We start from the raw sequence: 26,458 nt of genomic DNA on the forward strand, positions 1-26,458 counted from the left end.
GGCTCCTCGTGAATGCGGATGCGGAGATGCCAACACCGGTGTTGACATCTCCGTCATGTTATCTGCCGCCGGTACCCGGCCTCATCCGCATTACGAGCGGAACAACCCGCAGCTCAGAGCGTCTCGACGACCTGGTCGAAGGACAGTCGCGGCAGCCGGTCGAACCAGGGGTTCTCCCCGGGCTTGCCGATGTTCACCACGACGAGGGACTTCCACGGCCGGTCGGCGAAGAACTCCTTGTCCACGCCCTCGGCGTCGAACCCGGTCATCGGGCCCGCGGCGAGCCCGGCGGCGCGCACGCCGATGATGAAGTACCCGATCTGCAGCGAGGTGTTCAGCTTGGCGACCTCGACCCGGCCGGGCTCCTCGCTGAAGACGTCCTTGGCGCCGGGGAAGTGCGGGAACAGCTCGGGCAGGTTCTCGTGGAAGTCGACGTCCGCGGCCAGCACGACGGTCAGCGGCGCGGCCTCGGTCTTGGCGCGGTTACCCTCCGCCATCAGCGGCAGCAGGCGCCGCTTCGCCTCGTCGCTCCGGATCACGAGCGCCCGCAGCGGCTGGGTGTTCATAGACGTCGGAGCCCACTTGACGAGCTCGTAGATCGCGCGGACCTGTTCGTCGGTGACCTGCTCGTCGCTGAAGTTGTTCGCCGTGCGCGCCTCCCGGAACAGGAGGTCCTGGACGTCCGCGGGAAGCTGGAGTGCGGTCTCGGTCGGCTCGGTCGTGGTCATCAGGGCGTTCCTTTCGCTTGCCGGTTACCCTGCCCAACCTAGTTGAGCGTTTCACTATTTCCCGCCCGGTTCGATATGTCGCGGATCACAGCGGGAAACGGCGACGGCCGCCGTCCCGGTCGGGAAACGGCGGCCGTGCGAGGGAACCGGAGCGTGGTGTCAGTAGGCCCCGTGGCCGAACACCACCGCGCGGAAGGTCTTCCAGAGGATCACCAGGTCCAGCGCCAGGGACCAGTCCTCGACGTACCGCAGGTCCAGCCGGATGCTCTCGGCCCAGGTGAGGTCGCTGCGGCCGCTCACCTGCCAGAGCCCGGTGAGCCCCGGCTTCACCAGCAGGCGGCGCCGCGCGTCCGGCGCGTACTTCTCCGTCTCCTCCGGCAGCGGCGGGCGCGGGCCGACGAGGGACATCCGCCCGGCCAGCACGTTGACCAGCTGGGGCAGTTCGTCGAGGGAGTAGCGCCGCAGGATCGCGCCCACCCGGGTCACCCTCGGGTCCCGGCGCATCTTGAACAACGGCCCGGCGCCCTCGTTGCCCGCCTCCAGCGTCGCGCGGATCCGGTCGGCGTCGGTGACCATGGTGCGGAACTTGAGCATGGTGAACGTCGCGCCGTCGCGGCCGACCCGCCGCTGCCGGTAGATCACCGGGCCGCGGTCGCCGAGCTTGACCGCCAGCGCGATCACCAGCAGCAGCGGGGAAAGCAGCGTCAGCAGCAGAGCCGAACCGCAGCGGTCGACGATCTCCTTCACCACCCGCCGTCCGCCGGTGAAACTCGGCGCGGTGACCCGCAGCAACGGCATGCCGAGCACCCCGGAGACGTTGAGCCGGGGGCCGGCCACCTCCATCAGCACCGGCGCGACGACCATCTCGGCCGAGGTCCCCTCCAGGTCCCACGCGAGCCGCTGCAGCCGCTGCGGGCTCCAGTACTGGTCCGCGGTGATCGCGACGACGCGGTAGCCGCCGCGGCGGACGTGCCGGGCGAGTTCGTCGAGCTTGCCGACCACGGGGACACCTTCGACTTCCCCCGGCTCCGGGGCGCCGCCCGCGCCCGAGGCGCACACCGCCTCGACGCGCCAGCCGACGTGGGCCTCCCGGCGGGTGCGCTCGATCAGGTCGGCGAGGGTGTCCACGCTCCCCGCGGCCATCACCGGCAGCAGGCAGCGGCCGTGGCGGCGGCGCCGGTGCAGCACCTGGCGCAGCACGTACCGCTGCGGGAACGCGACGAGCGCGATCGCGGGCACCACGATGAACACCCATACCTGTACTTCCAGCGCCCCGAACAGCAGCCCGCCGAAGGCGACGGCGACCGCGGCGAGGATGAGACCGCGGCCCAGCGTCCGGTACTCCTCCGCGCCCTCGCCCAGCACTCGCTGGCTCCACGCGCGGCTGACGGGCAGTGAGAACAGGACGGCGGCCGCGGTCCCGAACGCGTGCATGTCGTGCGGGGCGACCCGATCGATGATGTACGCGCTCACGGCGATCACGAGCGCGACCGCGAAAACGTCACTGCCGACGACCCAGGCCCAGTACCGTCTTTCCCAGGCCGCGGGCGTCGTTCTCGACAGCGGCGCGGTGCCGGGTTCGAGCACCTCGGGGGAGGCGGCCGACTCCTCGGCCGGATGCGGAACAGCCTGGAGGTCGACGTGCGGCGGCGAAGTCCTGACCGAGGACGAAGGCCGCGCCGACTCTTCCATCAGACCTCCCGAAACCAGGGAATAGGGTCTCTGCGAGCACTCTGCGTAAAGCAGGATGATTGCGCCAGGTAATCGCTTCTCATCCTCGTACGGGCGCCAGCGGAGCGACACTCGCCAAGGTATCGGCGCCTCTCGGCGCATCGTTACAAGGATTTTTCCGCCCGATCCCGGGGGTCGGCCGCACGAAGAACGGCGACAACATTACGGGATGATGACGACTCGGAGTAAAACGTATCCCGGGCAATAATTACCTAAAGTAACAAGAAAATTTGCCGTGGACACACTGCGAGTGAGTAACCGACCCGGCGGCGGAACCGGCGGTTGATCATCCATTGTGGACGATCAAACCGTCCGCCGTCCACAGTGGAACGGAGCGCGCGGGCACCGGCCGCAGGTCACGCGGTGACACTCCCCGGAAATCCGTCACGGCGGCACCGTTTCGTCACAGATCGGCCACGCGGGAGACCGTCACCCGATCGGCCGAGTCACGCGGCGACGCCCGGACACCGCCGGGACGCCGGACACTCCGGGTCAGTGGTCTGGACCGCGCACTCCGCCGCGGCGGCGGACGCTTACCCGGATACGGGCCGCATCGCTTGCGTGGTGGCCTTTTCCGAGGCGGCGGCCAGGTAGGTGACGCGGAGGAAGCCCGTGGCGGGTTCGCGGTCGACGAGCGCCTCGACGTGGTAGACCGACGCGATCAGCTCCGCGGTCAAGACGGTCTCGGGGGCACCCGCGGCGACCACCCGCCCGTGGTCGAGGAAGACGACGTGGTCGCAGTAGCGGGCGGCGAGGTTGAGGTCGTGCAGGGCGACCACGCAGGTGATCTCCAGTGCTCCCAGCAGGCCGAGGAGTTCGAGCTGGTGGCGGATGTCGAGGTGGTTGGTGGGTTCGTCGAGCAGGATCTCCCGGGGCTCCTGGGCGAGGGCGCGGGCGAGCTGGGTCCGCTGTTTCTCCCCGCCGGAAAGGGTGTGCCAGCTCCGGTGCTCCTTGTCGGCGATGTCGACCCGTTCCAGCGCCGCGTCGACGATCCGCCGATCGTGCTCGGTCAGCGCGTCGAAGCGGCCCCGGAAGGGGGTGCGGCCGAGTTCCACGATCTGGCGGACGGTGACGTGGTTGTGGGCCACCACGTCCTGTTCGACCACGGCGAGGCGCCGGGCCAGCACCCGGCGGCCGAGGTCGCGCAGGCCGGTGCCGTCGTACCGGACGGTTCCGGTGTCGGGACGGCGCAGTCCGGCGAGCAGGCGCAGCAGGGTGGACTTGCCCGAGCCGTTGGGGCCGAGAAGCCCGACGACCTTTCCGTCGTGGACCGTCAGGTCGATGCCGTCCAGCAGCCGGTGTCCCTTGACCGACCAGGAAAGACCGGTGGCGGTGATCCGTCCCATCAGGACTCCAAACGCTTGAGGACCAGCGCGAAGGCCGGTGCCCCGAGCAACGCGGTGATGACGCCCGCGGGCAACTCGTGCGGCGAGAACGCGGTGCGCGCGAACGTGTCCACCCAGATGAGGAAGACGGCGCCGGCGATCGCGGACAGCGGGAGCAGGGATCGGTGCATCGGGTTCGCCAGGACGCGGACCACGTGGGGGACGAGCAGCCCGATGAACCCGATCGCGCCCGAGGCCGCCACGGCCGCCGCCGTGACGACCGAGGTCAGCACCATGAGCCAGACGCGGGCGGCGAGGACGTTGATCCCCAGCGCGGTGGCGGAGTCCCAGCCGAAGGTGAAGGCGTCGAGGGCGGGCGCGAAGAACTGGATGGCCACCACCCCGGCCAGGATGACCACCGCGGTGACGGTCACCCCCTCCCACCGGGCGCCCGAAAGCGTGCCCAGGAGCCAGTAGGTGAAGCCTCTGGTGGAGTTCGCGTCCCCGCTGACCATCAGGATGACCGAGGTGACCGCGGCGAAGAACTGGGACACGAGCACGCCGGTGAGCACCACCCGGGAGGGACTCGCGACCCGGCCCCCGCCGAGCAGGACCAGCAGCACGGCGAAGGAGACCAGGCCCCCGGCGAAGGCCCCTGTCGAGAGGGAAACACTTCCGCCGATTCCCAGCAGGAGGGCGGCCACCGCGCCGGTCGAGGCGCCGGAGGACACGCCGAGCAGGTAGGGATCGGCCAGCGAGTTCCTGGTGACCGCCTGCAGCACCGCGCCGGAGACCGCCAGCGCCGTGCCGACGGCGGCGGCCAGCAGCACCCGCGGGAAGCGCGACTCCCAGATCAGGGCGTCCAGCAGCTTCGGCAGCGGCGGGGCGGGGGCGATCCCGCCCAGGCCGACATGCCGCAGGATCGTGGAGACGACGTCGAGGGGGCCGACGTTCGCGCTCCCCACCAGGGACGCCGCGACCACCGACACCAGCAGCGCCGCCGCGGCCACGATGAACAGCGCCACGGTCGAGGCGCGCCGCGCACGCGCCGGGGCGCTCTCGCCGCCGGTGCCCGGGTTCCCGGCGCGCCCGACCGTCCTCTTTGCACTCATCGACATGACAACAGGCCGTTCATCGGAGCTTGTTCAGGGCTTCGACGAGCGCGGGAACCAGATACGCGCTGCCGTAGCCGGGATCCATCTGGGCGCCGGGGACGGTGATGAACCGATCGGCCGTCACCGCGCCGAGCTTGCTGGTCAGGGGATCCTTCTTGAGCAGGTCGATCTTTTCCCGCGCGGTGTCGTTGGGTTCGCCCCTGGTCAGATCGGCCAGGATGATGACGTCGGGATCGCGGGCGGCGACCGTGTCCCAGCTCACCTCGGCCATTTTCGTCGACACGTCGGCGAAAATGTTCTCGATCCCGAGGAGGTCGGAGATGTTCTGCGGCAGACCGCCGGGACCGGCGGCCCACGGAGTGCCCGAGTAGGTGGAGTAGAACCACATCACCTTCAGCGGCTTGTCCCGCTTCCGGTAGCCGGCGAGTGCCTTGTCGATCATGGCCTGCTGCTCGGCCGCCAGCTTCTCTCCCGCGGCCGGCACGTCGAAGATCTTCGCCAGCCTGCGGTACTCCTCGTACATCATCGGGAAGTTCGCGCCCGGCACGCTGACGTGCTCGGTGCAGTCGAACTCGGTCAGGTAGGTCGGCACGCCCAGCTTGTGCAGTTCCGCCCGATCACCGGCACTCGCCGCGGTGAAAAAACTCCCGAACGAGCTGTAGACGAAGTCCGGCTGGGCCTCCAGCAGCTTCTCGTGCTTGATCTCCTGCCCGCGCCCGGACAGGATAGGGATCTTCTTGTACGGCCCCGCGATCTCGTCCGGCACCTGGTAGACCTCGTAGCCCGATCCGACGATCCGGTCACCCACCCCCAGGTGAATGAGAATCTCCGCGGCGGTCTGGTTCAGGGTGACGACTCGCTGTGGCGCGGCCTGGTAGGTCACGTCGGTACCGCAGTTCTTCAGGGTGAACGGATAGGCCGTGGTGCCCGCACCCGTGGCCGTCTTCGACGCGCCGGGATCGGCGGGCCCGCCCGCGCAGCCCGCGAGCGAGGCCGCCGCCACGACGGCGACACACATGATATTGATCGTTTTTTTCATGAACACGAGATTGGTAGTCCGTCCCTGGTGGTAGAAGGGTTTTCGGCGGCCGAAAGATCAACTCGCGCGCCGGTCAGGAAGCCCGTTCGACGAATCCTTCGAGTTGCGAGGCGAGTAGTTCGACGTAGGCGCCGCCCGCGGCGAGGAGTTCTTCGTGGGTCCCGGTTTCGGCGACGTGCCCGTCGACGATCACGACGATCCGGTCGGCGGTCCTGATGGTGGAGAGCCGGTGGGCGATGACCAGCGTGGTGCGGCCGTGCCGGGCTTCCTCCATCGCCTGGCCGACCGCCTGCTCGCTGGCGGCGTCGAGATTCGACACCGCCTCGTCCATGACGAGGATCGGCGCGTCCTTCAGCAGGGCACGGGCGATCGCGATCCGTTGCCGTTGCCCGCCGGACATCAGCGCGCCGAGTTCGCCCGCGACGGTGTCGTATCCCTCCGGCAGCGCGGCGATGAACTCGTGGGCCTGCGCGGCCCGCGCGGCGGCCTCGACCTCGTCGTCGGAGGCGTCGGCGCGGCCGAGCCGGATGTTGTCGCGCAGGCTGGTGTTGAACAGGAAGGTGTCCTGCGGCACCAGCGTCATGAGGCGGCGCAGATCCTCCTGCGGGAAGTCGCGGACGTCGTGCCCGCCCACGGAAACCGATCCGGCGGTGACGTCCCAGAACCTCAGCAGCAGGTTGGCGCAGGTCGACTTGCCCGCACCGGAGCGGCCCACCAGCGCGACGGTTTCGCCGGGACGGATCTCGAACCCGACCTCGCGCACGGCGGGCCGCTGGTCGCCCCGATAGGAAAAGGTCACGTCGTCGAAGCGGACGTGCGGCACGACCGGGCCCGCCGGTGCCCGGCTGACCAGGTCCGAGACCGGGGCGGGCGTGTCGAGCAGCGTGGTGATGCGGTCGGCCGAGGACGCCACCATGGACAACTCGCGCGCGACCTCGGTCACCTTCAGCACCGGCAGCATCGCCATCGCGGCGAGCACGACGGCGACCGGGAAGAGGGAGCGGTCGAGGTCGCCCGCGATGACGAGCCGCGCGCCGAGGACGAGCACCGCGAGTATGCCCAGGAGGGCGATGGTATCCGTGGCGACGTACTCGATGCCGCCGCGTCGTCCGTGCCCGGACTTCGCCTTGGCCAGCCGGGCGCCCTGCCCGCGCAGCAGTCCGAGCCGCTGGGCGTGCGCGCCGAAGTTCACCAGCTCGCGCAGGCCCTGGAAGGTGTCGGTGCTGTCGGCGCTCATCCGGCCGAGGGAGTCGCGCAGTTCGTGTCCGTGTAGTTCGGCCTGGCGCCGCAACCATGCCGGGACCGAGGCGAGCAGCAGCAGGACCGGCACCAGAACGCAGGCGAGCCTCCAGTCGAACCAGCACAGTGCGACCGTGGTGGCCACCGGAACGGTCGACGCGACGGCCAGCGGGCTGAGCGTATGGGCGAAGAACAGCTCGATCTGCTCCACGTCGGAGACGGCGGCCGAGCCGAGGTCGCCGGACCGCCGTTCGAGCATGTACCCGGGCGAGAGCCGTTCGAAGGCCGCGAACACCTTGGCCCGGGTGTCGGCCAGCGCGCGGAAGGCGGCGACATGGGCGGAGGTGCTGTCGGCGACGCTCATGACGACCAGCGGCACGATCAGGCAGCCGAGCGCGATCAGCCAGCCGGTGAGCTGGTCCAGCGAGGCGCCCCCGGCCGCCCGCGCCACCACGTACGCGCCGATCCCGGACGAGGTGAGCAGGAGCAGCTGGTGCAGCACGCCGGCCAGGTAGGCCACCACGATCAGCCGTCGGTGCTCGCCCAGCAGCGGCATCAGGCTCCGCAGCCGGGTGACCAGCGACCGGCCGGACACCGGCGCGATCCCGTGGCCGTGACTGTGGCCGTGCCCGTGGGCGTGGGTGGGGGTGGTCATGCCGGCACTCCAGTCTGGGTCGCGACGAGTTCGGCGTAGAGGCCCTTGCGCGCCACCAGATCCGGGTGGCTGCCGAACTCGGCCACCCGGCCGGAATCCATCACCACGATCCGGTCGGCGTCGCGCACCGTGGACAGCCGGTGCGCGATGACGATCGTCGTCCGGCCGCGGGTCAGCGCCCCGAGCGCCTGGGTGATCTCCGCCTCGTTGGCGGCGTCGATGCTCGACGTCGGCTCGTCGAGGACGAGCACGGGAGCGTCCTTGAGCAGGGCGCGGGCGATCGCGATGCGCTGCCGCTCCCCGCCGGACAGTTTCAGGCCGCGTTCCCCGACCACCGTGTCGAAGCCCTGGGGCAGCCGAGCGATGAAGCCGGACGCCTGCGCGGCCGACACCGCGCGGCCGATCTCCTCGTCGGTCGCCCCTGGCTTCGCGAGCAGCAGGTTCTCCCGGACCGTGCCGTGGAACAGGTACGTGTCCTGTGCCACGACACCGACCAGCGAGCGCAGGTCGGCCAGCGGGAACTCGCGGATGTCACGGCCGTCGACACGGACGGAGCCCGCGTCGACGTCGAAGTACCGCATCAGCAGCCCGAGCAGGGTGCTCTTGCCCGCTCCGGACCGGCCCACGATGGCCACCCGCTCCCCCGGCGCCACGGTCAGGCCGAACCCGTCCAGCGCGGGCACACTCCGGGTCGGGTAACAGAACCGGAGATCGCGGAACTCCAGACCGGGAGGATTCTGCCGCAGGACGGGTGTCGTGGTCGCGGCGTCGGGCACCCGCGGTTCCAGGCGCAGGACCTCGGCGATCGCCTGGCCGGCCGGGATGGCGTGGTACGCCGCGTGATAGGCGGCCTCCAGCTCCTGCATGGGCCGGAAGGTCTCGCGGGTCAGCATCAGGATCGTGAACAGTCCCGCGACACTCACCACGCCGGTGGCCGCGTGCCAGGAACCCAGTGCCACCGCGGCCGTCGTGCCGATCGGCACCATCAACGCCGCGACGCTCGAGGTACCGCACCACGCCACCATCAGGCCGATGGAGTCCCGGCAGAACCGCTCACCGCGCTCCATCAGCTCCCGGCCGCGCCTGCCACTGGCATTGAACGCCTTGAGCGTCCCCATTCCCTGCACGGCGTCCAGGCTCTCGGAGTACATGCCCCGGTAGGACACCATCCAGCGGCTTCCCCGTTCCCGGATCGCCTTTTCCCCGAACAACTTGGACAGCGGGGCCAGCAGCGCGCACACGAGCACGACGAGGCCCACCACCGGATCGACCGCGATCACGTACACCGAAGCGAGACAGGACCCGAGCACGGACGCCGCCGCCGTGGGGACGAACCGCCCCAGCAGCGGGTCGAGCAGTTCCACCGAATCCACCAGCGTCGACTGCAGATCACCGGTACGCATCCGCTGTGCCTGGCCGGGCCCGATCTCCATCAGTTTCAGGGTCAGTCCTTCACGCACCGCCTCCTTCACCCGCGCCGACACCCGTGGCGCCCACCAGTCCCGCACCACGACCAGCAGGACCCTGGCCAGCTGCAACACGCCGATCACGGTCAAGGACACCAGCAGCGCACCGGCATCGACCGAGGAGAACACCCGGAACAACAGTTCCGCGATCACCAGGCCCTGACCGACATACGTCGCCGTCACCAGCAACGTCAGCAGGACAAGGCCGGCCATCTCCACCCAGGCCCGCGGACGCGGGCTCACGAACAACTTGATTGTCGACCACACGGCCGCACCTCCACAGAATATCGCCTACGGACAAACCTCGGCACGCTCTTCGGGGTGGGAGGTTTTGCCCGAAACGATGGTGTTCAGCTCCTGGCACTCGGTTGACAGGCAGGCAGCGCGGCGAACAAACGGGATTCTTCGGTGGATTTCCCGATTCCGCCGTCCGGGGCGTGCCGCAACATCGAGGCGAGCCGGTCGACGACGCGCGCGTCGGACAAACCGTTTTCCGCCATCCATTCGTCGTTGAACACGGTGTCCAGATAACGTTCACCGCCGTCGCACACCAGCACGACGATCGTGGTCTCGGGCCCCACGCTTTGCGCGCGTTCCAAGGCCTTGTAGACCACGCCGCCCGCCGACCCGCCGATCAGAACGCCGAAGTTCCTTGCCAGGTAACGACAGGTCTCGAAGGCCTCCGCGTCGCTGACCTTGATCCCCTCGTCGATCAGGTCGTGGTCGAGGACCTCGCAGATTTCCGAGACCTCCGGCGTTCCGGTGCCCGACTGGTGATAGGGGGCCTCCTCCCCGCCGAAGTTGACCGAGCCCATCGGCTCGACGCCGATGATCTTCAGGTCCGGGATGCGCTCCCGCAGGGCGCGACCGGCGCCGCAGAGCGATCCACCGGTGCCGACCGCCCCGTACAGGTAGTGGATGTCCTCGCCCAGGTCGTCGTGCAACTCGCGGGCGAGTGGCCGGTAGCCGTTGGGATTCCCCGGATTGCTGTCCTGCGCGGTCAGGTACGCGCCCTGTTCGGCCGCGAGCTTGCGAGCCGCCTCGTAGCGTTCGGCGGTGGCCAGTCCTTCCGCGTCTCCGGCGATGTTGAACAACTCGGCGCCGTAGGCGAGCATTCCCCGCAGTTTGTCCACACTGGAGTGGTTGTCCACCACGGCGGTGAACCGGTAGCCACGTTCGGCGGCGATGAGCGCCAGTCCGAGGCCGGTGTTGCCAGAGGTCGCCTCGACCAGCCACCCGCCGGGCGGGAGCAACCCCTGGTTCTCGGCCTCGTCCACCATGTTCCTGGCCATCCGGATCTTGGCGGTGCCGGTGGGATTGAACTGCTCCAGCTTCAGCAGGACGGTGGCGGCCCCGTCCGCCACCGCCAGCCTGAGCAGGGGTGTCCGCCCGATCAGGTCGGACACTCTGTCCTTGATCATCGTTTTCCCTTCGCGCAGATCTCCGTCAGACGCCGCACGAAGACATCGTTGTCTTCCGGGGTCGACAGGGAGGCTCGGATGAAGTTCTCGTACCCGGGCTCTCGCCACGCCTTGACGATGATCCCGGTGCGGTGCAACTCCCGGGTCACCCGGTCGGCGCGGTGGCCCGTATCGATGAACAGAAAGTTGGCGGAGGACGGCGCCACGCGGAATCCCTTGTCACGCAACCGATCCGCGACCCTGGCGATCTCCAGACCGGTGCGGCGCACCGTTTCCGCCAGGTGTGCGTGGTCCCCCAGCGCGGCGATGGCGGCGTCCTGTGCGAGCTGGTTGACGTTGTAGGGAGTGCGGACCCGGTCCAGCGCCTCGACCAGCGCGGTGTCGGAGGCGACGCCGAATCCCACCCGGAGGCCCGCCAGCCCGTAGGCCTTGGAAAAGGTGCGCAAGACGATCCACGGCCGGTCCTGTCCGCGCAGCACCGCCAGCCCGTCGGGGTACTCCGGGTCGGGACGGGCGAATTCGCGGTACGCCTCGTCGAGCACCAGCAGGGCCGACTTCGGGGTGCCGGCCACGACGCGTTCCAGTTCGCCGACGCCGAGGATCGCACCGGTGGGGTTGCACGGGTTGGCGAGGAAAACGAGCTTCGGCCCCGCGGCCAGTGCGGCACCCCAGGCGGCCGCGTCGAACCCGAACCCGGCGGTGACCGGGACCTTCTCGACCCGGGCGCCCATCACGCGCGGGAAGATCTCGTGCAGGCTGAACCCCGGCGCCTGGGTGGTCACCAGGTCGCCGGGGCCGAGTACGGCCTGGCACACCAGCTCCAGGATGTTCTCCGAACCGTTGCCGAGCACCACGCGCCCGGCCGGCACGGTCAGGCTCCTTCCGATGGCCTCGGCCAGCCGCTTGCCGGTGGGGTCGGGATAACGGGAAACGCTTTCCGCCAAGCGCAGACGGACCGCTTCGGCGACCGCGGGAGAGGCGCCGAACGGGCTCTCGTTGTTGGAAAGCTTGATCACGCGGGCGGCGCCGCTGAGGGCGGCCACCTCGCCGGGGTCGGCGCCGGGATCGTAGGCGGGCAGGCCCGCCACCTCGCGGCGCACCAAGGAGGTCGCTGGTTCGAGGACGTGGTTCATGAGGCCTCGATCGTGCCGGTGCTCACCAGAAGCCGACCCTTTCCCCGCGCCCGGCCGCGAGCGCCAGATCGGCGATGTAGCGGCCCAGCGCGGCGTCGGTGACCGCCATGCCGCTGTTGTAGGCGAAGACCACGTCACCGGGATCGCGCCGGGCCGGCGCCCGGCCGAGCAGGATGTCCGGCAGTTCGGCGTCCACCGGGGGCAGGCTGCCGTCCTCGGCACGCAGTTTTCCGCAGGTGACGTGCATCTGGGTGATGTTGGTGGCGATCCGGTAGTCCGCGCCGTGGAACACGTCGTGCACGCCGTACCCGAGCAGCACCGAGATCGATCCCGGTTTCACCCAGTCGCGCTGGACCACCTCGGTCACGGACAGACCGGAGGCGCCGATGAGGATGTCCGCCTCGCCCGCGGCCTTCCGGAGGTCGTCCACGATCTCGACCTCGCGACCGTCCACACTGTCTTGCACGGCGCGCAAACCCTCGGGGTAGGTGCCGAACACCCGCAGTCGCTCCAGTTCCGGAAGCGCCGCGACCAGCATCGGCAGGGCCATCTGCCCCTGGACCCCGGTGCCGACGACCAGGGCGGTGCGGGCGTCGGGGCAGGCCGCGCGGGCGAACAGCGCGCTGGTGGCCGAGGACCGCAGCGGTCCGAGTTTCACCACGTCCATCAGCGCGATCGGCGCCCCGGTGGCGTCGTCGGCGATGAAGATGAACGAGTGGAACCGGTAACTGTCCCGGCCGCGGGCCGGATCGAACTCGTAGACGGCCTTGAAGCACACGGTCTCGCTGGCGGCGTCCCTGGCCACCATCGAATAGCTCAGCGAGTGGTCGTCCGGGTCCTCGATGACCGTCTTCACCGGGCTGTCCGATCCGTTTTCCCGCACTGCGAGGTAGGCCCGCTCGACGACCTCGAGCACCTGCCGGTAGTCGAAGTCCAGTCCTTCCTGCTGCGACTGCGGCAACAGCCACAGCTCCCCTGGCGCGGCGTAGGTCTGTGTCATGCGATACGTCTCCCTTCGGTGAAGCAGAGTCAGATTCCGTCCAGTCGCCAGCGCGGTGACGCCCCGTCGTCGCCGAGCCGGACAACCGCTTTCAACGGCAGTGCGGTGTCGTGGAACCGTGATTCGAGAAAGTCCATGTGGTAGCCGGCGGTGTTGAGGTAGACCAGCTGGTCGCCGGGCCGTACCGGCCGGGGGAACCCGATCTTCCGCCAGGTCACCATGTCGTTTTCCAGACAGGTCGAACCCGCGACGCACGCCGGGAACGGTTCGTCGCCGGCGGGCTCGGCGGAGATCAGCACGGGGTCCGGGAGGTAGTCGGTGTTGAACCACTGCTCGCAGAGACTGAGGCTGGTGCCCGCGACGGTGACGATCGCGTACCCGTCGGTGTCCCGCCGGTCCTCGACCTGCTGCACGCGGTACACGGTGAATCCGGCCTGGTCCAACAGGGACCGGCCGGGCTCCGCGAGGAAACGGATGCCGGTGCGGGCCGCCTTCGCGGACAGGCTCTCGTCCCCGTCCACCGGGTGCCCCATCAGCGTGCGCGCCGCCTGGGCGGGCGGAGGCCCTCCGTACGGATAAAAGGAAAAACCCCTGGAGGCCTTGGTCCCGTGGTAGTGGGCGGGCTCGTTCTGCCGGAGGAACTCCTCCCAGAGCGGCGGATCGACGTAGCGCATCGGCAGCCCGCCCCCGATGTCGACCAGGTCGACCGACCGCGCGCCACGCCGCCGGGCCTCGAGGCAGTGCTCGATCATCTCGTTCGCCGCGGTCGCGCGTTCCTCCGGGGAATAACCGTTCAGGTGAAAGGAAAAACCCTGGAAACGCACGTGTTCCGCGAGTTCCAGGCACAGGCCGACGGCAGCGTCGCGCTCGGTGTCGGCCATGCCGAAGCGGCTGCCCGGTTGACTGTCCACTCGGGACCGCAACAGCACCCGCACCCGCCGGTGCGCGAGCCGCGCGGTCGCGGCCAGCCTGCGGAGTTCACTGATGGAGTCGACGGCGACGACGCAGTTGTGCTGGACGGCCAGCGCGTGCAGGGTGTCGTCCTTTTCCGGGCCGGAGACACCGATCCGGTGCCCTGGCACTCCGCCCGCCAGGGCCTTGACCAGTTCGGCGGTGCTGGCGACGTCGGCTCCGGCGCCGAGGGCGGCGGCCGAGGAGACGTAGCAGGCGGCCTTGTTCGCCTTCTCGGCGAACAGGATGTCGACCTCGGCGCCCGCGTCGGCGAACGCCTGCCGGAGGCCGGTGATGTTCTCCTCGAAGATCTCCGGCAGCACGACGTGCAGTGGTGACCCCAGGCCGTCCAGAAGGTCGGCCAGCAGGTCCCGGTGCTGGTCCAGGAGCGTGGTGACGATGGGATGTTGCAGGGCGGTGAACGCGAAGGGGCGGACCCCGGACACCAGAGCCCCCTGCTCTTGGCTCGACATGGGCACCTGACCTTTGTACCTGGAATTGATAATCGTTTGCAATAGTCCGGATGGAGTCATCCGGATCCGCGATCGCGAGCCCGGGACCAGCTCCGTCGTCGACCCCACGGTCACACCCCCACCAAGACATCGCTCGCTCCGGCCGGACCGGGACCACGAGGCTCATCCCGGCCGCCGCGACCGATCCACCGATCGCGCCGCGGTCAACCCTATAATGACAACGATTATCATTACCAGTAGGGTCTCGTGTCCAAGTAGGACGGTCAGCTGGGACGACCACGCGACATCGGCGAGCAGCGGAACCAGAGGGGCCGCCGTTGCATTTCGTTACGCGTATCGATACGGTCGGGGCATGACACCCGAGCCGGGACGCGGCACACGGTCAGGACGGCCGAAGGCGGCGAGTGAAGCACGGATCCTCGAGGTCGCCGCACAGCTCGCGGACGACGGCGGGCTCGACGCGGTGTCGTTGCGTGCTGTCGCCGAACGGCTGGGAACCTCGCCGATGTCGGTGCACCGGACCACCGGCGGCATCGACGCGCTGCGCCGTGACCTGGTGGCGGCCCTGGTGGGTGAGGCCATCAAGGCCGTCGACTGGCCGACGGGCTGGCAGGAGGTCTGCCGTACCTTCGCCCGTGCGTTGCGTGACCTGCTGATGCGTCATCCGCTGGTACTGGAAGCACACCGGCAACGCGCCCTCGAAGCCCCGGGCGCCGATGACGTCGCGCACCGGATAGTCCGTGCGCTGCGGGACGCGGGGCACGGTGAGGAAGAAGCCGTGTACGCATACGCGACGCTGCACGACTTCGTCACCGGCCACGTCTCGATCAGGCTCGGGCGCGGTGCCTTCGAGGAGGTGACGACGCCCGATGAGCGGCGCGCCGCCTCGGTTTTCGTCGACCATCACGACTACGACCGGCGCTTCGAGACGGGGATTTCCCTGCTGTTGAGCGGAATTCGTGCGACCTGCGCCCCTGGGACGCGCTCGTGAGCGCCCTTCCCGAGACCCACGCGATCTTCGACGCCGCCGGCCGTCGTATCACCTGGTGCGAGTACGGCGACCCGAACGGGCGGTTCGCCATCGCCGCCCACGGCACGCCCGGTAGCCGCTACCAGGGGATCCCCCTGCACGAGCCCGCCGCCGCGGCCGGTTGGCGGCTGATATTCCCGGATCGGCCCGGGTACGGGCGAACCTCACCCCTGGCCGGAACAGCGTCGCCGGACCCGGGATTTCACGACTGGGACGACGACGCGCTGGCCATCCTCGATCACCTGGGCGCCGACAAGGCCACGCTCCTCGGCTTCTCCGGCGGAGGCGGCTACGCGCTCGCGCTGGCGGCGCGGTTCCCCGCGCGCGTGGAACGACTCGTGCTCGTCTGCGCGATGATCCCCGGCACACCCCGAAAGACCCTGCGCCGGAGAATCCACCTGGTCAGCGCGCTCTACGCGGCGGCACGGTGGGCACCCGGGCTCGCGGGCGCCATGCTGGCCGGAACCGGCGTCTTCGCCCATGCCCGGCGGAACTCCGTTTCGGCGTGGCCGGTGGCCGACCAGGCCGTCATGAACGACCCGGTCGCGAAGAAGAACTCCGACCTCGACGGCCACGAGGCCAGGACACAGGGCACCGCGGCGGCCGTGACCGACCTCCGTCGCTACGACCGCGAACTGCCGGAACCGCTCGAATCGATCACGGTGCCCACGGTGTTTCTGCACGGAAGCGCCGACGGGAACGTTCCGATCGAGGTCGCCCGGCGGGCACACGAAAGGATCCCGGGTTCCGTTTTCGAGACTGTCGCCGGTGCCGGGCACCTGTTCCTCGCCCAGGATCCGGCCCCCTTGCTGCGGGTGCTCCGATGACGCGTCGCCGGCTTCGTGCCCGCCCGGCGAGGACACCCGGTGCCGGGTTCAAGCCCGCGGCACGCGGTGTCCGGTACCTTTCGGCGGTCGGAAGATCGTCGCCCCGAGCCGCCCGGCAGGCCGGCGTCCGGGACGAAGGAGGTAGCGAATGGCCGCGACCAGCGACAACACCGCGAAGCTGGCGGTGCTCATCGACGCCGACAACGCGCAGCCCTCGATCACCGAAGCCCTGCTCGCCGAGGTGGCCAAGTACGGCACCGCACACGTCAAACGGGCCTACGGGGACTGGACCGGCACCAGCCTGAAGGGGTGGAAGGACCAGCTGCTGGCCCAGTCGATCCAGCCCATCCAGCAGTTCGCGTACACCACCGGCAAGAACGCCACCGACGCCGCGATGGTCATCGACGCGATGGACCTCCTGTACTCCCAGCGCTTCGACGGGTTCTGCATCGTCTCCAGCGACTCCGACTTCACCCGCCTGGCGGCGCGGCTGCGCGAGTCCGGGCTCACCGTGTACGGCTTCGGCGAACGTAAGACACCCAAGCCCTTCGTCGCCGCCTGCGACAAGTTCATCTACGTCGAGAACCTCACCTACGCCGAGAACGCCGCGACGGCGACGGAGACGGCTCTGCCGTCGAAGGCGGTCATCTCCAGCGTGCAGCTCAAGGGCGACGCGGCACTGGTCGCCCTGCTGCGCAACGCCGCCGAAGCCGCGTCCGACGACGACGGCTGGGCCCCGCTGTCCGCGGTCGGCAGCATCATCACCAAGCAGCGCCCGGACTTCGACTCCCGCACCTACGGCTACTCCAAGCTCAGCGACCTGATCACCGCGACCACGTTGTTCGACGTCGACCGCCGCATCCCCGGCGAGGGAAAGCCGGCGACGATCTACGTGCGCGACCGGCGCCGCAAACCGGATCGCGACGCCAAAGCGGCCCCGTGAACCGATAGAGCAGGCACGGGGAACCGTCGCCTTCCGGCGCGGCGACAGGCTAGGGTGCAGTCGGAGCGAGGGAGCACGATGACTACGGGCCTGGGGCGGACTCGGTTGCGGTCGGCCGTTCTCGCGCAGGCCTGGCAGCGGATTCCGGGAGTCGAGGTCCTGTCGTCGGGCGACGGCGGACCGCTGACCCGCACGGTGAAGAAGATCATCGACCCGCTGGTGATCCGCACGGCGGCACGTCCCCGGCTGGGCCGCCCGCTGCTGGATCCGGCCGCCGCGACGGAACTGACCGAGTCGCTGCTGGCCGACGCTGCCCGGCTGCGCGCCACCGCGGCCTGGTTCACCCACCTGAAGCGGCAGCGCCGGGCCCTGCGCATCACGACGGGAAACGTCCAGGACGTGTGTTTCCCCCTGGCCTACGAACTCGCGACCGGCTTCGGTATGCCCGGCCCCGAAGCGCCGGAGCGAGCCGCGGCCGCGTTGCGCGAAACGCACGGCGAGGAGGGCGCGACCGGCGTCGACCAGCTGCGCGGATACCTGGCCGATCCCCGGGTGACCGCGGAGCTGACCGCCGAACTGCGCCGCCGCTGGCACCACGAGCCCGGCACCGAACCGGGTTCGGAGGACTTCGTCGCGCTGCTCGGTGCGGCCGTCGACGGCCTCACCGACGCGACCTGGCAGGCACTCGCCGGCTCCGGCGCCGGGCACGCCTTCGGCCTCGGACTGCGCCGGCCCGAGGGCGCCGCCGTTCTCGCCATGGCCGTCCGCGCCGTGTCCGGCCTGCCCACGCCCGATCTCGGCCTTCAGCGCGGGGAACGCACCACCGTGCCCCCGCTGCGCCGGCGAGACGAAACCGGCACCGAGCTTCTGGAACGGAGCGTCGAACGGCGGGTACGCGCGACGCTGCGCCGCCTGCCCGCCCCCGACCGCGGTCCCGTCGCCGACCTGGTCGATGACGAGCTCAGCCGCACCAGCGCCGGATTCGGGCTCGGACTTCCCGTGCTGGCAACCTGTTTCGTGCTCGGTGTCGTCCTCGCGCCCGCGCTCCGCCCCCTCGACGGCGCGGCGCCCGGCGAGGTCCCCGAATTCGCGCGGCGGCTCAACGCCCAGGTCGCGCGGGAGGGATACGTGCTGCACGCACGCCGGGCGCTGGCCGGTGTCACCCCGCTCACCCCGTGGCCGGACGCCGAGATCCTGCGGGAACTGCGCGAGTTCGCCAAGCGGTTCCTCGGCAGGCTGTGGGTCCGGTTGCACGGCTTCGACGTCACTGGCGAGGTCCCGGCCACCGCGGCCGAGGTCCGCGATCTGCTCACCGGGGTCGTCCGTTCGACCTCGCTCGATCTGCGGACGAAGGTGCGGCGCGCGCTCGTGGCCGGTCCGCCGCGGCTGGAGGCCGTCTCGTGACGCATCCGGTGCACACCCCGGTCATCGCCGCGGACGGCGGCCTCGTCCGCTTCGCGCTGGCCGATCTGCTCACCGCCTCGGTGTCGTCGATGCGGATCGAACTCGGCGACGCCGGTGCGGCCGAACCGTGGCTGACCCGTCTCGTCGGCGCCGACGCCGGCGTGACCGCGCTCCGGGCAGGACACGTCGAGGTCCCGGCCCGGCCGGAGCTGGCCACCCTCGCGCTCCTGCTGTGGGCCCGGCGCTGGTGGCCGGCCAGCCCGGTGCTCGGAGTCCCTTCGCTCGATCCGGCGCTGCTGGACTTCGAGGCGGCCCTCGCGACGGCCGCGGTCGAGGACGTCGCCGAGGGGATGCTCGACGGCTTCGAGGCCGCCCCGGCGGAACTGTTCGACCTCGCGGCGGGCTCCGGCCTGTTCGCCGCCGCGCGGCCGGTCGCCGAGGAGGTCCGGCGCCGGTGCGGGCAGCTCTCGGCCTGGTTCGACGGCCAGGACGACCTCGTCCGCGCCGAGGCCGTGGCCGAACTGGCGGTGCGGCTCGAATCCGTGGCCCCGGGGCAGGGCGCGTACGCGCTGGCCGCCGGTTCCGGCCCCGCCGCGGTCGGCGAGGGCGTGCTGGCCGAAGGACGCGCGAGCGTCGACTGGGCGCGGGTGCCCCCGGGCGTCCTCGACGCCGCCGAGGAGACGGTGATCTGGCGGATCGTCACGACCACGGCCGCCGCCCGGCTCGAGGTCGAGGTCGCGGGGGCGCTCGGTGACGCGTCCCTGCGTGCCGTCGCGACCCACGACGGCACGCCGTTCGCCGAACTCGCCCTGGATCCCGGCGACGGACGGTTCACCGGGGCGGCCGAGCTGGACGAGGCCGCGGCCCGGCTCGCGGCGGCGCCTTCCGGCCCCCTCGGTGTCATCGTGGGTGTGGCGAGCGCGGACGTCACCGGGACCACCCCGGAGGACCGCGCCGAGGTGGTCGCGCTCGTGCGAGCGCGCGAGACGCTGCCACCGGCGGCCCGGACCCTGGCCGAGCGGGCCGCGACCAGAGACGCCGACGAGGAGTTCTGACGTGCTCGCCGGACTGCCGCCACCGCTCACGCCGCCGGACCGGCCGCTGCCGCCGGACCTGGCGGGGGCGAGTTCGCACGGCTACAACTGCCGTTGCGTCGCAAGGCATTTCGGCCTCGACCCGGCGGCCTACGGCGCACTGCCCGCGTGCTCGCTGACCGAAGCCGAGTACGACGAACTGCTCAGCGAAGCCATCGCCGTCCAGACCGAGGCCAAACGGCTCGCCGCGGCGCGGGACGTCACCGGCGCGCAGCGGGAATACGCGCGGATGCGGCAGCTCGCGCGGCGGCTCGACCGCACGAGCCTCGAACTCGCCGCCGTCAGCGATCTGGCGACCGTCTGCTATTCCGCGGGCGACCTCGGCAACGCGCGGCAGTGCGCGGAAGCCGTGCTCCGGGTCTTCCGGGTGAGCACCGCCGCCATAGTCCATTTCGGACAGTACGCCGAGCTGCGGATGATCGAGGGTTCCCGTGAGGTGGCGGAACGCGTGCTCATCTCACTGTCCACTGAGGAGGGAGACCTCGGCGGGGCACGCGAGCTGATCGCGGGCCAGCGGCGCCGCGCGGCGCTCCGGAAGGAGGCCGGGCCCGGCCAGTTCCCGCGCGAACAGCTCGATCCGTACGGCGCCGACGAGCTGGAACTGCGCGTCCTCGAGGTACGCGTGCGGATGGCCGCCGGGGACCCGGCCGGTGCGCGCGACGCGATCGAGGAGATCCTGACGGAGCTGGCCGCCATCGCGGACGTCGGCGAGGTCCGTGACCAGGTGGCGTCACTGCGGGCGATGGCGCTGGCCGAACGCGCCCGCGTCCGCCAGGCGGGCGGCGAGGAGGCGGACGCGTCGGCGGACCTGCTGCGGCTCACCGCCGGGCACGAGGGGCCGGCGGCGGCGAAGTTCGCCATCGGGCTCGCGGAAACCCGGGCGCTCGGCGGGGATCTCCCCGGCGCGATCGCGGCGATCGTCACGGCCAGGGACGAACTCGCCGCGGCGGGGGTCACCGGCGACGTCGCGGAGGCCAGCCACGCGCTGGGTACGCTGCTGCTGCTCGCGGGCGAGGTGCGGCAGGCACGGGACCAGTTCGAGCACGCCGGAACACTGTGGACGGCGAACGGCGACACCCCGGGCGCGCGCCGGCTGGAGGTGGCGCTGGCCCGCTGCGCCGCGGCGGAAGGCCGCTGGACGACGGCGGAGGAGCACGCGAACAAGGCACGGGAATCGGCGCGGGCCTCGGGAGACTGGCCAGCGTGTCTGCACACCGACTTCGTGGCGGCCACGATCGGCTTCGCCCGCGGCGAAGACCTCCCGGCGGTCCTGGACCTGCTGTTCCCGGTGGCGCTGGCGGCGGCGGACTACCGGTTCGAGTTCACCTCACCCCGGGCGCGCACGGCCTGGGCCCGCGACGTCGCGGGCCCGGCCACGGAACTGCTCATGGCCTTGCTCGCCCGGCTGCGGAAGCCCGGGGCGGCGGCGGAACTGATCGAGCGCGCCTGTGCCGTCGGGGCGTACACCGGTGCGGAAGAGCGTTCACTGGACCTGACCGGCACGGTGCCCGCCCTGGGCCCGGTTCCGGCCGCACGGGACGAGCGGCTTCCCCTGGCCGCACTGGGTTCGGTCACCTCGGCACTCCCCCTCCGGCTCGCCCCGCCACCCGCCCTGCGCTGGTCCCCCGCCTCGCCCATGGAACTGGACCGGTGGCGCGAACTCGCCGCCGAGCGCTATCACCTGCCCCCGCATGTCGACGAAACCGTCGAGACCTGGCCCGCCGCCCGGCCAGGCCGCGAAACCTTCCTCCTGCGCTTCGCCGACGTCGGGCACACCTTCCTCAGCTGGCGGACCACCGAAGACCTCGACACCGTCCACACGCACCCGATCGACGTCGCGCTGGTCGCGACGGCTCGCGAGTTCCTGAACGCCGCTTCCCCGACGCCGCACGAAGGCGAGAGTGTCACCGACGCGGTCCGGCGCTCGCTGGGTGAGGACGCCTTCGGCAGTTTCGAGGGCGAACAACGTCTGGCCCGTGTCCTCGCCCTCAATCTCCTGCCCGCCGATCTCGTCGGACGGCTCCGCCGCGCCGCGGCGGCGGGACGCCGGCCCCTGCTGCGGGTGCAGCCGTCGCCGAGTCTCGCCGGGGTGCCGTGGGGCCTCCTGGCGCTGCCCGACCGGCGCCCCGGCCACGCACTCGACGCCGGCGAGACCGACGCCGTGGCCACCTGCTTCGACGGGGACGACCGGGTCCTCGACGTCGCCGACGTCTCGCTGCTCGCCCCCACCGGGATCCCGCGCCGCCCACCGGCCGCCGACGGTCCGCCCTGTTACCTGCTCGATCCGCGCATTCCCGGCCAGAGTGCCTTCGGGGAGCTGGGATCCGTGCTCGGCAAGCAGGGCACGGCATCGCCGTTGATCCGCCACCTGGACGCACGGCTGGCCGAAGGCCCGGTCCGCCCGGCCGCCGGCCACGGGCTCGAGCTGGTCCGCCGCACCGACACCGACCGCCGGTTGCTCACCGAGCTGCTGGCCCAGCCGTGCTCGCGGCTGGTGTTCGTGGGACACGTCAGCCGCGTCCGGGACGAGCACGGCGCGCAGACCGCGCTGCACCTGTCCTGCGCGGCCGAGCTGCCCGGCACGGCCGCGCCGATCGGGGCGCACCGGCCGTTCACCGCCGCCGACCTCGCACTGTCCGAAGTGGACACCATGCCCGCGCGGGTGGCGCTGATCGGCTGTGCCAGCGCGAGCGACTTCGGCCTGCCCGAACCCTTCGGCGTGCTGCTCGCGACCGTCGCGGCGGGAGCGGAACTGGTCGTCGCGACCGGATGGACGCTGCCGACCTCGGCCGCGGTGCCCGGCGCGGACCCGATGGCGGAACTGGTCATCGCCATCGACACGGCGCTGGCCGGTGACGACCCGGTCACCGAGCTGTGCGCCTGGCAGCGGACCCGGCTCGCACACTGGCGCGAGCACCCCGAACCGGCGCGCTCCCCCGTCTTCTGGGCGGCACTGACCTGCCTCGACGCCCGCGACGACCGGCAAACCTGGGTTCGGTAGCGGCCGCCGCGGGCGAAGCTGTGTACGACACAGCGACACAGCGAAAGGCGGAACCCGATGTTCAAGAAGATCCGGGACAAGATCAACGAAGCCACCCAGCAGGGCATGCAACGGGGCGAGCGGGACTTCCAGCAGCACGCCGAGCAGTTCCGGCAGGCCGCCGCCGCGCAGGGACACGACATCACCCCGCAGCTGCCGACGCCGCAGCTGGCCGCGCAGGCGTTCCGCAACGTCGCCGCCGATCCGGACACCGCGGCGTTCCTGGCGTTGCCCATGGACGAACAGCTGCGCCAGCAGCAGGAACTGCAGGCCTACGGCACCGAGCTGCGACGGCTCTACGACACCGGTGAGCGGGCCACCCTGGTGATCCGCGCGCTGGAGCCGAGCGGGCGGACGGTCGCCGGGCAGGCCCGCTACCTCGCGACACTGGAGGTCACCCGCGCCGAGGGCACCACCTACCGGACTGTCACCCCGCTGATCACACCGCAGGCGACGATCCAGCAGTACGCGCCCGGCACCCGGCACGAGGCCCGCGTCGACCCCGCCGATCCGGCGAAGGTCGCCGTGTTCGGCCCGATCGACTAGGCGGCCGCCGTGTTCGGTTTGTTCGCCTCCGCGCTGCCGGAGGAGCCCCGGGAGGCCCGCCGGACGGGCAGGCGGCTGTGGCTGCTCGGGGTGCCCACGACGCTCGCCTGGGCGGCCGCGGGCTGGTCGGGCGCTCTCGGAATACTGGACAGTTTCCGGCTGATGTCACTGAACCGCGTCGACGCGTGGGGGGACGGCGCGGGCCCGGCGGCTTCACTCGTGCTGTTCTTCAGCCTGTCGGTCATGGTGGCGTCGTCGCTCGGCTTCGCCATGTTGTGGGGCGGCGGCATGTCACTGGGCCGGATGGGTGTCGGCTTCCGGGCGAGCTCGCTGGCCGCGGCCCTCGGGGTGGCGCTGGGCGGCGGCGTGGCGATCCCGTCGTGGACACCGCCGGAGGCGGTGGGACACCGGCTGCCCCTCCCCGGCGGCAAGGCCGAGCCATGGTCCGATGTGGACTGGGTCGTCTACTACGAACCGTACCTGGTGCCCGCGGTGGCCGGGCTGACCGCGCTGGTCCTGATCGTGGTGCTGCTCCGGACCTTCCTCCGCGAGGCGGAGGCGGACGACCGCGCGCAGAGCCTGCGCCGACTGGGGCGGCAGGTGACGGGTCACCTCACGCAGGTGGAGTTCACGAACGTCTGGGTCATGGGGAACCCGCGGTTCGCGGTGCGGGTGCGGTTTCCCACCGAGACCGGCGAGCGCGAGATCACGACCACGATGGTCACGCCGCTGTTCCGGGCACCGTCGCAGGGCTCGACGGTGCGGGTCCGCTACGACCCCCACGATCCGGACGCGGTCCTGGTGGAACCGGATCCGGCGGGCGGGCCGTTCGGGTACGCGCCGCCCGGCTAGTTCCACCCCGGCGGTCCTTCCACGACAGCAGAAACCCTTCCAGAGTCCGGAGCAGGTCCATGTCAGGCACGTACGGCTCAGTCGCTCCCACCCGGCTCCGCCCGGTCGCGCTCGCGCTCCGGTTCCTGAACGGCGGCGTCATCGGAGTGTCACTGAGCGCGCTCGTCGTCGGTGTCCTCATCGAAAGCGTCCCCCTGGTGCTGGCCGGGCTGGGACTTCCGCCGGCCTACGGCCTTCTCCGCTTCGTCGGCGGTAGGCCGCGGCGCGCCCGTGAGGCGGCGATCGTTCCCCTGGTGGCGCTCGCGAAAGTCGAAAGCCTGCGCGCGGGCGGCACCGAAACGGGCGATCTCCCCGTCGAATTCGTCCTCACGGTGGCACCGGACGGGGCACCGGCATACCGCGTACGGGTGACCCACCACGTGAACCTGGTCGATCTCCCGAGCTACCAGAAGGGCGACGTCCTGGTGGTCGACTACCCGCCGGACCGGCCGTGGCGGGCCCGGATCGTGTCCCACCCGGCGCCGGAATGGCGGCGCCGGGTGGCCGAAGCGGTCATCGAGCCGGCTCCCGAATCCACCATGGTGCGAAAGCCGCCGGAGGGCTGCGCGTCCGGTGTCCTCACCGTTCTCGGGCTGCTGCTCGGCGCGGCCACCGTCGCCGTGCTCTTCCGCGCCCAGCTGTTCGCCCCGGAAACCGGCACCCGGCCGCCGGAGCCGCCCACCTCGTCGTCCTCCACCACGGTGACCTCCTCCGGCTCCGCGACGATCGATGTCGGTCAAGGGCGATCCTTGCTCGACGCGGGCGAGCTGCGCCATGCCATCGATTCGCTGGCCACGAACACCGACGTTTCGCAGACACTCACCGCCGTCGTCCAGGAACGCCGGCTGACGGTCGTCTTCGCTCCCACCGGTGCCCAGGTCCCGCGGTTCGATCTGCGCGCCCTGCGTGTCGACGACATTCCCGGCCTGGTCAGGAAAGCGCTGAGCACCCTCCAGGTCGGCACACCGCCGACCTGGCAGGTCACGATCGTCCAGCTCCCCACCACGCTCGCCGTCCGCGTCACCGTGACCGGCCCCCAGGGCAGCGCCTCCCTCGCCGCGGACGGCGGGTGACCGGCTCGCGGACCGGTCCGGGCGACCGGGGCTCGGCGGGTGCGGGTTCGGCAACGGCGGGAACCGCTCCCGCGGGAACGACTGGTAGCCCCGTTCCCGGCCGCGTGGGCACCGCGGGCGAATACAGGCGTCGTCGGAGCGCTGACTTTGGCAGAATGCCGCGAATGGGATCCGGACAGGGCGTTACTCCCGAGGCCGACCGCGCGTTCGCCGCGCACCTGGCGGACTGGTTGGCCGAGGTCCTGGCCCATGCGGATGTCCGGCTGGTGCGGGGTCCCGACGATCTGGACCTGCTGCGCGACGCGCTGGTCAGATCGCTACCGGGGCTGTTGCGGGAGGCGGCGTTCCCGACCGCGCTCATCCCGATGCACGGGGAGGACGTGCACGGGCGGCTCCGGTCACTGCTGAGCGGAGTGCCACCGCGACACCGGCTCACCCCGTCCTCGTCCGAGCCCGCTCTTCGGACGTTGATCAAGACGCAGGTGGGACCTGCCGAGTCACTTCGCTTCTACCGACTGGTCTTTCAGGGCGAGCTGCCCGACATGCTGTGGAACCTGTTCGCTCTCGCGGTACGGCAGCTGACGGCGATGGGGAGCGCCGCCCGGCTCGCCGGGCCCGACGCCGAACACCTGGCGCGGCGGCTCGACGAGCTCGGTCTCGTCAGGCGGTCCGCGTGGACAGTGGGCAAGGACGTGTCCGGCACGGTCAACGGGCCCGTGATCCAGGCCGAAACCATCCACGGGGAAGTCCATGTGTCCACCACACCGCGGGAACCCGGGCCGGGGGAGGCTCCCGTCGTCGTCACGATCGAGGCGGTCGGCAAGACGTTCGCGGTGGTGGGCGATCACCATCCCCGGCAGATCCCGTTCAGCGGCGAAGCCAAGGTCCAGGTACTGGTCGAGGCGACCGGTGCCCGCGCGGTGGTGCTGACCCGGCTCAGACCCGTTGTGCTCTCGCGCCGGGTCCCGGAGCGGACCCGATCCGTCGGCTGGGTTCTGGGCGGCCTGGGCGCCCATGCCTTTCGCGCCCAGCTGGAGGAGGAACCGCCTCGCCTGCGACCGGTGGAGCATCCGAAACCCAGCGATCCGCCGATGATTCGACGACTCGGCACCCTGTTCCGGACCAAGCGGGTAACCGACTTCCCGTTCACCGTCGCGCCCCTCGACCCAGCCCTGTTCATCGTCGAGCCCCACGCCGAGCGGCACGACATCGAATGGCGGCTCGAACTGGACTGGACCTACCAGGGCCGCCGGGGAACCACCGTGATCGACGACCACGGCCACCCGTTCCTGATCGGCCCCACCCATCGCCCGTAGCGGCCCACCTTGCCGGGC

21 protein-coding genes are annotated in these 26,458 nt (G+C 70.9%); 10 read left to right on the top strand and 11 right to left on the bottom strand.

What is annotated here, in order from left to right; genetic code table 11:
- Nucleotides 1-113: 113 nt before the first annotated feature.
- The 11 genes from ABD987_RS32300 to ABD987_RS32350 form a co-directional block, all read right to left on the bottom strand.
- Nucleotides 114-728, bottom strand: coding sequence for a malonic semialdehyde reductase (locus ABD987_RS32300; protein ID WP_345402726.1), 615 nt, complete (start codon nt 726-728; stop codon nt 114-116).
- A 159-nt stretch (nt 729-887) separates the two neighbouring features.
- Complete coding sequence (locus tag ABD987_RS32305; protein ID WP_345402729.1) at nt 888-2,420, bottom strand: sugar transferase; 1,533 nt, start codon at nt 2,418-2,420, stop codon at nt 888-890.
- 572 nt (nt 2,421-2,992) lie between these two features.
- Nucleotides 2,993-3,805, bottom strand: a complete 813-nt coding sequence (locus ABD987_RS32310) for an ABC transporter ATP-binding protein (RefSeq protein ID WP_345402732.1) — start codon at nt 3,803-3,805, stop codon at nt 2,993-2,995.
- Nucleotides 3,805-4,896 (bottom strand): FecCD family ABC transporter permease, encoded by a 1,092-nt coding sequence (locus tag ABD987_RS32315; protein ID WP_345402735.1) that lies wholly within the window; start codon nt 4,894-4,896, stop codon nt 3,805-3,807. Before ABD987_RS32315 ends, ABD987_RS32310 begins: the two co-directional genes overlap by 1 nt.
- Before the next feature lie 19 nt (nt 4,897-4,915).
- On the bottom strand, nt 4,916-5,938 hold the full coding sequence (locus tag ABD987_RS32320) for an ABC transporter substrate-binding protein (RefSeq protein ID WP_345402738.1): 1,023 nt from the start codon (nt 5,936-5,938) through the stop codon (nt 4,916-4,918).
- 73 nt (nt 5,939-6,011) lie between these two features.
- On the bottom strand, nt 6,012-7,832 hold the full coding sequence (locus ABD987_RS32325) for an ABC transporter ATP-binding protein (protein WP_345402741.1): 1,821 nt from the start codon (nt 7,830-7,832) through the stop codon (nt 6,012-6,014).
- Nucleotides 7,829-9,565, bottom strand: coding sequence for an ABC transporter ATP-binding protein (locus ABD987_RS32330; RefSeq protein ID WP_345402744.1), 1,737 nt, complete (start codon nt 9,563-9,565; stop codon nt 7,829-7,831). Before ABD987_RS32330 ends, ABD987_RS32325 begins: the two co-directional genes overlap by 4 nt.
- A gap of 83 nt (nt 9,566-9,648) precedes the next feature.
- Nucleotides 9,649-10,719, bottom strand: coding sequence for a PLP-dependent cysteine synthase family protein (locus ABD987_RS32335; RefSeq protein WP_345402747.1), 1,071 nt, complete (start codon nt 10,717-10,719; stop codon nt 9,649-9,651).
- The gene (gene hisC, locus ABD987_RS32340; protein WP_345402750.1) at nt 10,716-11,852 is read right to left on the bottom strand and encodes a histidinol-phosphate transaminase; all 1,137 of its coding nucleotides are present in this window, start codon (nt 11,850-11,852) and stop codon (nt 10,716-10,718) included. The genes ABD987_RS32335 and hisC overlap by 4 nt, the downstream gene beginning before the upstream one ends.
- A 22-nt stretch (nt 11,853-11,874) precedes the next feature.
- Entirely contained in the window at nt 11,875-12,852 is a 978-nt protein-coding gene (locus tag ABD987_RS32345) for an ornithine cyclodeaminase (RefSeq protein ID WP_345402753.1), read from the bottom strand.
- A 29-nt stretch (nt 12,853-12,881) separates the two neighbouring features.
- A complete protein-coding gene (locus ABD987_RS32350) occupies nt 12,882-14,276 on the bottom strand; it encodes an alanine racemase (protein ID WP_345402756.1) in 1,395 nt (464 codons plus the stop codon).
- Between the two features lie 352 nt (nt 14,277-14,628).
- Here ABD987_RS32350 and ABD987_RS32355 point away from each other — a divergent pair, with 352 nt between their 5' ends.
- The 10 genes from ABD987_RS32355 to ABD987_RS32400 all read left to right on the top strand — a co-directional run bounded on the left by ABD987_RS32355 (nt 14,629) and on the right by ABD987_RS32400 (nt 26,440).
- Complete coding sequence (locus ABD987_RS32355) at nt 14,629-15,267, top strand: TetR/AcrR family transcriptional regulator (RefSeq protein WP_345402760.1); 639 nt, start codon at nt 14,629-14,631, stop codon at nt 15,265-15,267.
- Complete coding sequence (locus ABD987_RS32360) at nt 15,264-16,133, top strand: alpha/beta fold hydrolase (RefSeq protein WP_345402763.1); 870 nt, start codon at nt 15,264-15,266, stop codon at nt 16,131-16,133. Before ABD987_RS32355 ends, ABD987_RS32360 begins: the two co-directional genes overlap by 4 nt.
- Nucleotides 16,134-16,281: 148 nt before the next feature.
- Nucleotides 16,282-17,076, top strand: a complete 795-nt coding sequence (locus ABD987_RS32365) for an NYN domain-containing protein (RefSeq protein ID WP_345402766.1) — start codon at nt 16,282-16,284, stop codon at nt 17,074-17,076.
- A gap of 78 nt (nt 17,077-17,154) precedes the next feature.
- Complete coding sequence (locus ABD987_RS32370; RefSeq protein WP_345402768.1) at nt 17,155-18,480, top strand: hypothetical protein; 1,326 nt, start codon at nt 17,155-17,157, stop codon at nt 18,478-18,480.
- Nucleotides 18,477-19,535: a hypothetical protein gene (locus tag ABD987_RS32375; protein ID WP_345402770.1), complete on the top strand. Its 1,059-nt coding sequence runs from the start codon at nt 18,477-18,479 to the stop codon at nt 19,533-19,535. Before ABD987_RS32370 ends, ABD987_RS32375 begins: the two co-directional genes overlap by 4 nt.
- A 1-nt stretch (nt 19,536) precedes the next feature.
- Nucleotides 19,537-22,575 carry a hypothetical protein gene (locus ABD987_RS32380; RefSeq protein ID WP_345402773.1) on the top strand — a complete coding sequence of 1,013 codons (3,039 nt, stop codon included), beginning with the start codon at nt 19,537-19,539 and terminating at the stop codon, nt 22,573-22,575.
- Nucleotides 22,576-22,632: 57 nt separating this feature from the next.
- Complete coding sequence (locus ABD987_RS32385; RefSeq protein ID WP_345402776.1) at nt 22,633-23,160, top strand: hypothetical protein; 528 nt, start codon at nt 22,633-22,635, stop codon at nt 23,158-23,160.
- Nucleotides 23,161-23,169: 9 nt separating this feature from the next.
- Entirely contained in the window at nt 23,170-24,012 is an 843-nt protein-coding gene (locus ABD987_RS32390) for a DUF3592 domain-containing protein (protein ID WP_345402779.1), read from the top strand.
- A 59-nt stretch (nt 24,013-24,071) separates the two neighbouring features.
- On the top strand, nt 24,072-25,124 hold the full coding sequence (locus ABD987_RS32395; RefSeq protein WP_345402782.1) for a hypothetical protein: 1,053 nt from the start codon (nt 24,072-24,074) through the stop codon (nt 25,122-25,124).
- A gap of 164 nt (nt 25,125-25,288) precedes the next feature.
- Nucleotides 25,289-26,440: a hypothetical protein gene (locus tag ABD987_RS32400; RefSeq protein WP_345402785.1), complete on the top strand. Its 1,152-nt coding sequence runs from the start codon at nt 25,289-25,291 to the stop codon at nt 26,438-26,440.
- The last annotated feature ends 18 nt before the right edge of the window (nt 26,441-26,458 follow it).

This window comes from Amycolatopsis samaneae (genome assembly GCF_039541975.1).
In the GTDB taxonomy this organism is placed as follows: Bacteria; Actinomycetota; Actinomycetes; order Mycobacteriales; family Pseudonocardiaceae; genus Amycolatopsis; species Amycolatopsis samaneae.

Excerpts from the sequence above, each read along its gene's own strand:
- ABD987_RS32355 (WP_345402760.1), top strand. The coding sequence starts at position 14,629 with ATGACACCCGAGCCGGGACGCGGCACACGGTCAGGACGGCCGAAGGCG.
- ABD987_RS32385 (WP_345402776.1), top strand. The coding sequence starts at position 22,633 with ATGTTCAAGAAGATCCGGGACAAGATCAACGAAGCCACCCAGCAGGGC.
- ABD987_RS32310 (WP_345402732.1), bottom strand. The coding sequence starts at position 3,805 with ATGGGACGGATCACCGCCACCGGTCTTTCCTGGTCGGTCAAGGGACAC.
- ABD987_RS32370 (WP_345402768.1), top strand. The coding sequence starts at position 17,155 with ATGACTACGGGCCTGGGGCGGACTCGGTTGCGGTCGGCCGTTCTCGCG.
- ABD987_RS32400 (WP_345402785.1), top strand. The coding sequence starts at position 25,289 with ATGGGATCCGGACAGGGCGTTACTCCCGAGGCCGACCGCGCGTTCGCC.
- ABD987_RS32305 (WP_345402729.1), bottom strand. The coding sequence starts at position 2,420 with ATGGAAGAGTCGGCGCGGCCTTCGTCCTCGGTCAGGACTTCGCCGCCG.
- ABD987_RS32350 (WP_345402756.1), bottom strand. The coding sequence starts at position 14,276 with ATGTCGAGCCAAGAGCAGGGGGCTCTGGTGTCCGGGGTCCGCCCCTTC.
- ABD987_RS32315 (WP_345402735.1), bottom strand. The coding sequence starts at position 4,896 with ATGAGTGCAAAGAGGACGGTCGGGCGCGCCGGGAACCCGGGCACCGGC.
- ABD987_RS32365 (WP_345402766.1), top strand. The coding sequence starts at position 16,282 with ATGGCCGCGACCAGCGACAACACCGCGAAGCTGGCGGTGCTCATCGAC.
- ABD987_RS32335 (WP_345402747.1), bottom strand. The coding sequence starts at position 10,719 with ATGATCAAGGACAGAGTGTCCGACCTGATCGGGCGGACACCCCTGCTC.
- ABD987_RS32395 (WP_345402782.1), top strand. The coding sequence starts at position 24,072 with ATGTCAGGCACGTACGGCTCAGTCGCTCCCACCCGGCTCCGCCCGGTC.
- ABD987_RS32325 (WP_345402741.1), bottom strand. The coding sequence starts at position 7,832 with ATGACCACCCCCACCCACGCCCACGGGCACGGCCACAGTCACGGCCAC.
- ABD987_RS32345 (WP_345402753.1), bottom strand. The coding sequence starts at position 12,852 with ATGACACAGACCTACGCCGCGCCAGGGGAGCTGTGGCTGTTGCCGCAG.
- ABD987_RS32320 (WP_345402738.1), bottom strand. The coding sequence starts at position 5,938 with ATGAAAAAAACGATCAATATCATGTGTGTCGCCGTCGTGGCGGCGGCC.
- hisC (WP_345402750.1), bottom strand. The coding sequence starts at position 11,852 with ATGAACCACGTCCTCGAACCAGCGACCTCCTTGGTGCGCCGCGAGGTG.
- ABD987_RS32300 (WP_345402726.1), bottom strand. The coding sequence starts at position 728 with ATGACCACGACCGAGCCGACCGAGACCGCACTCCAGCTTCCCGCGGAC.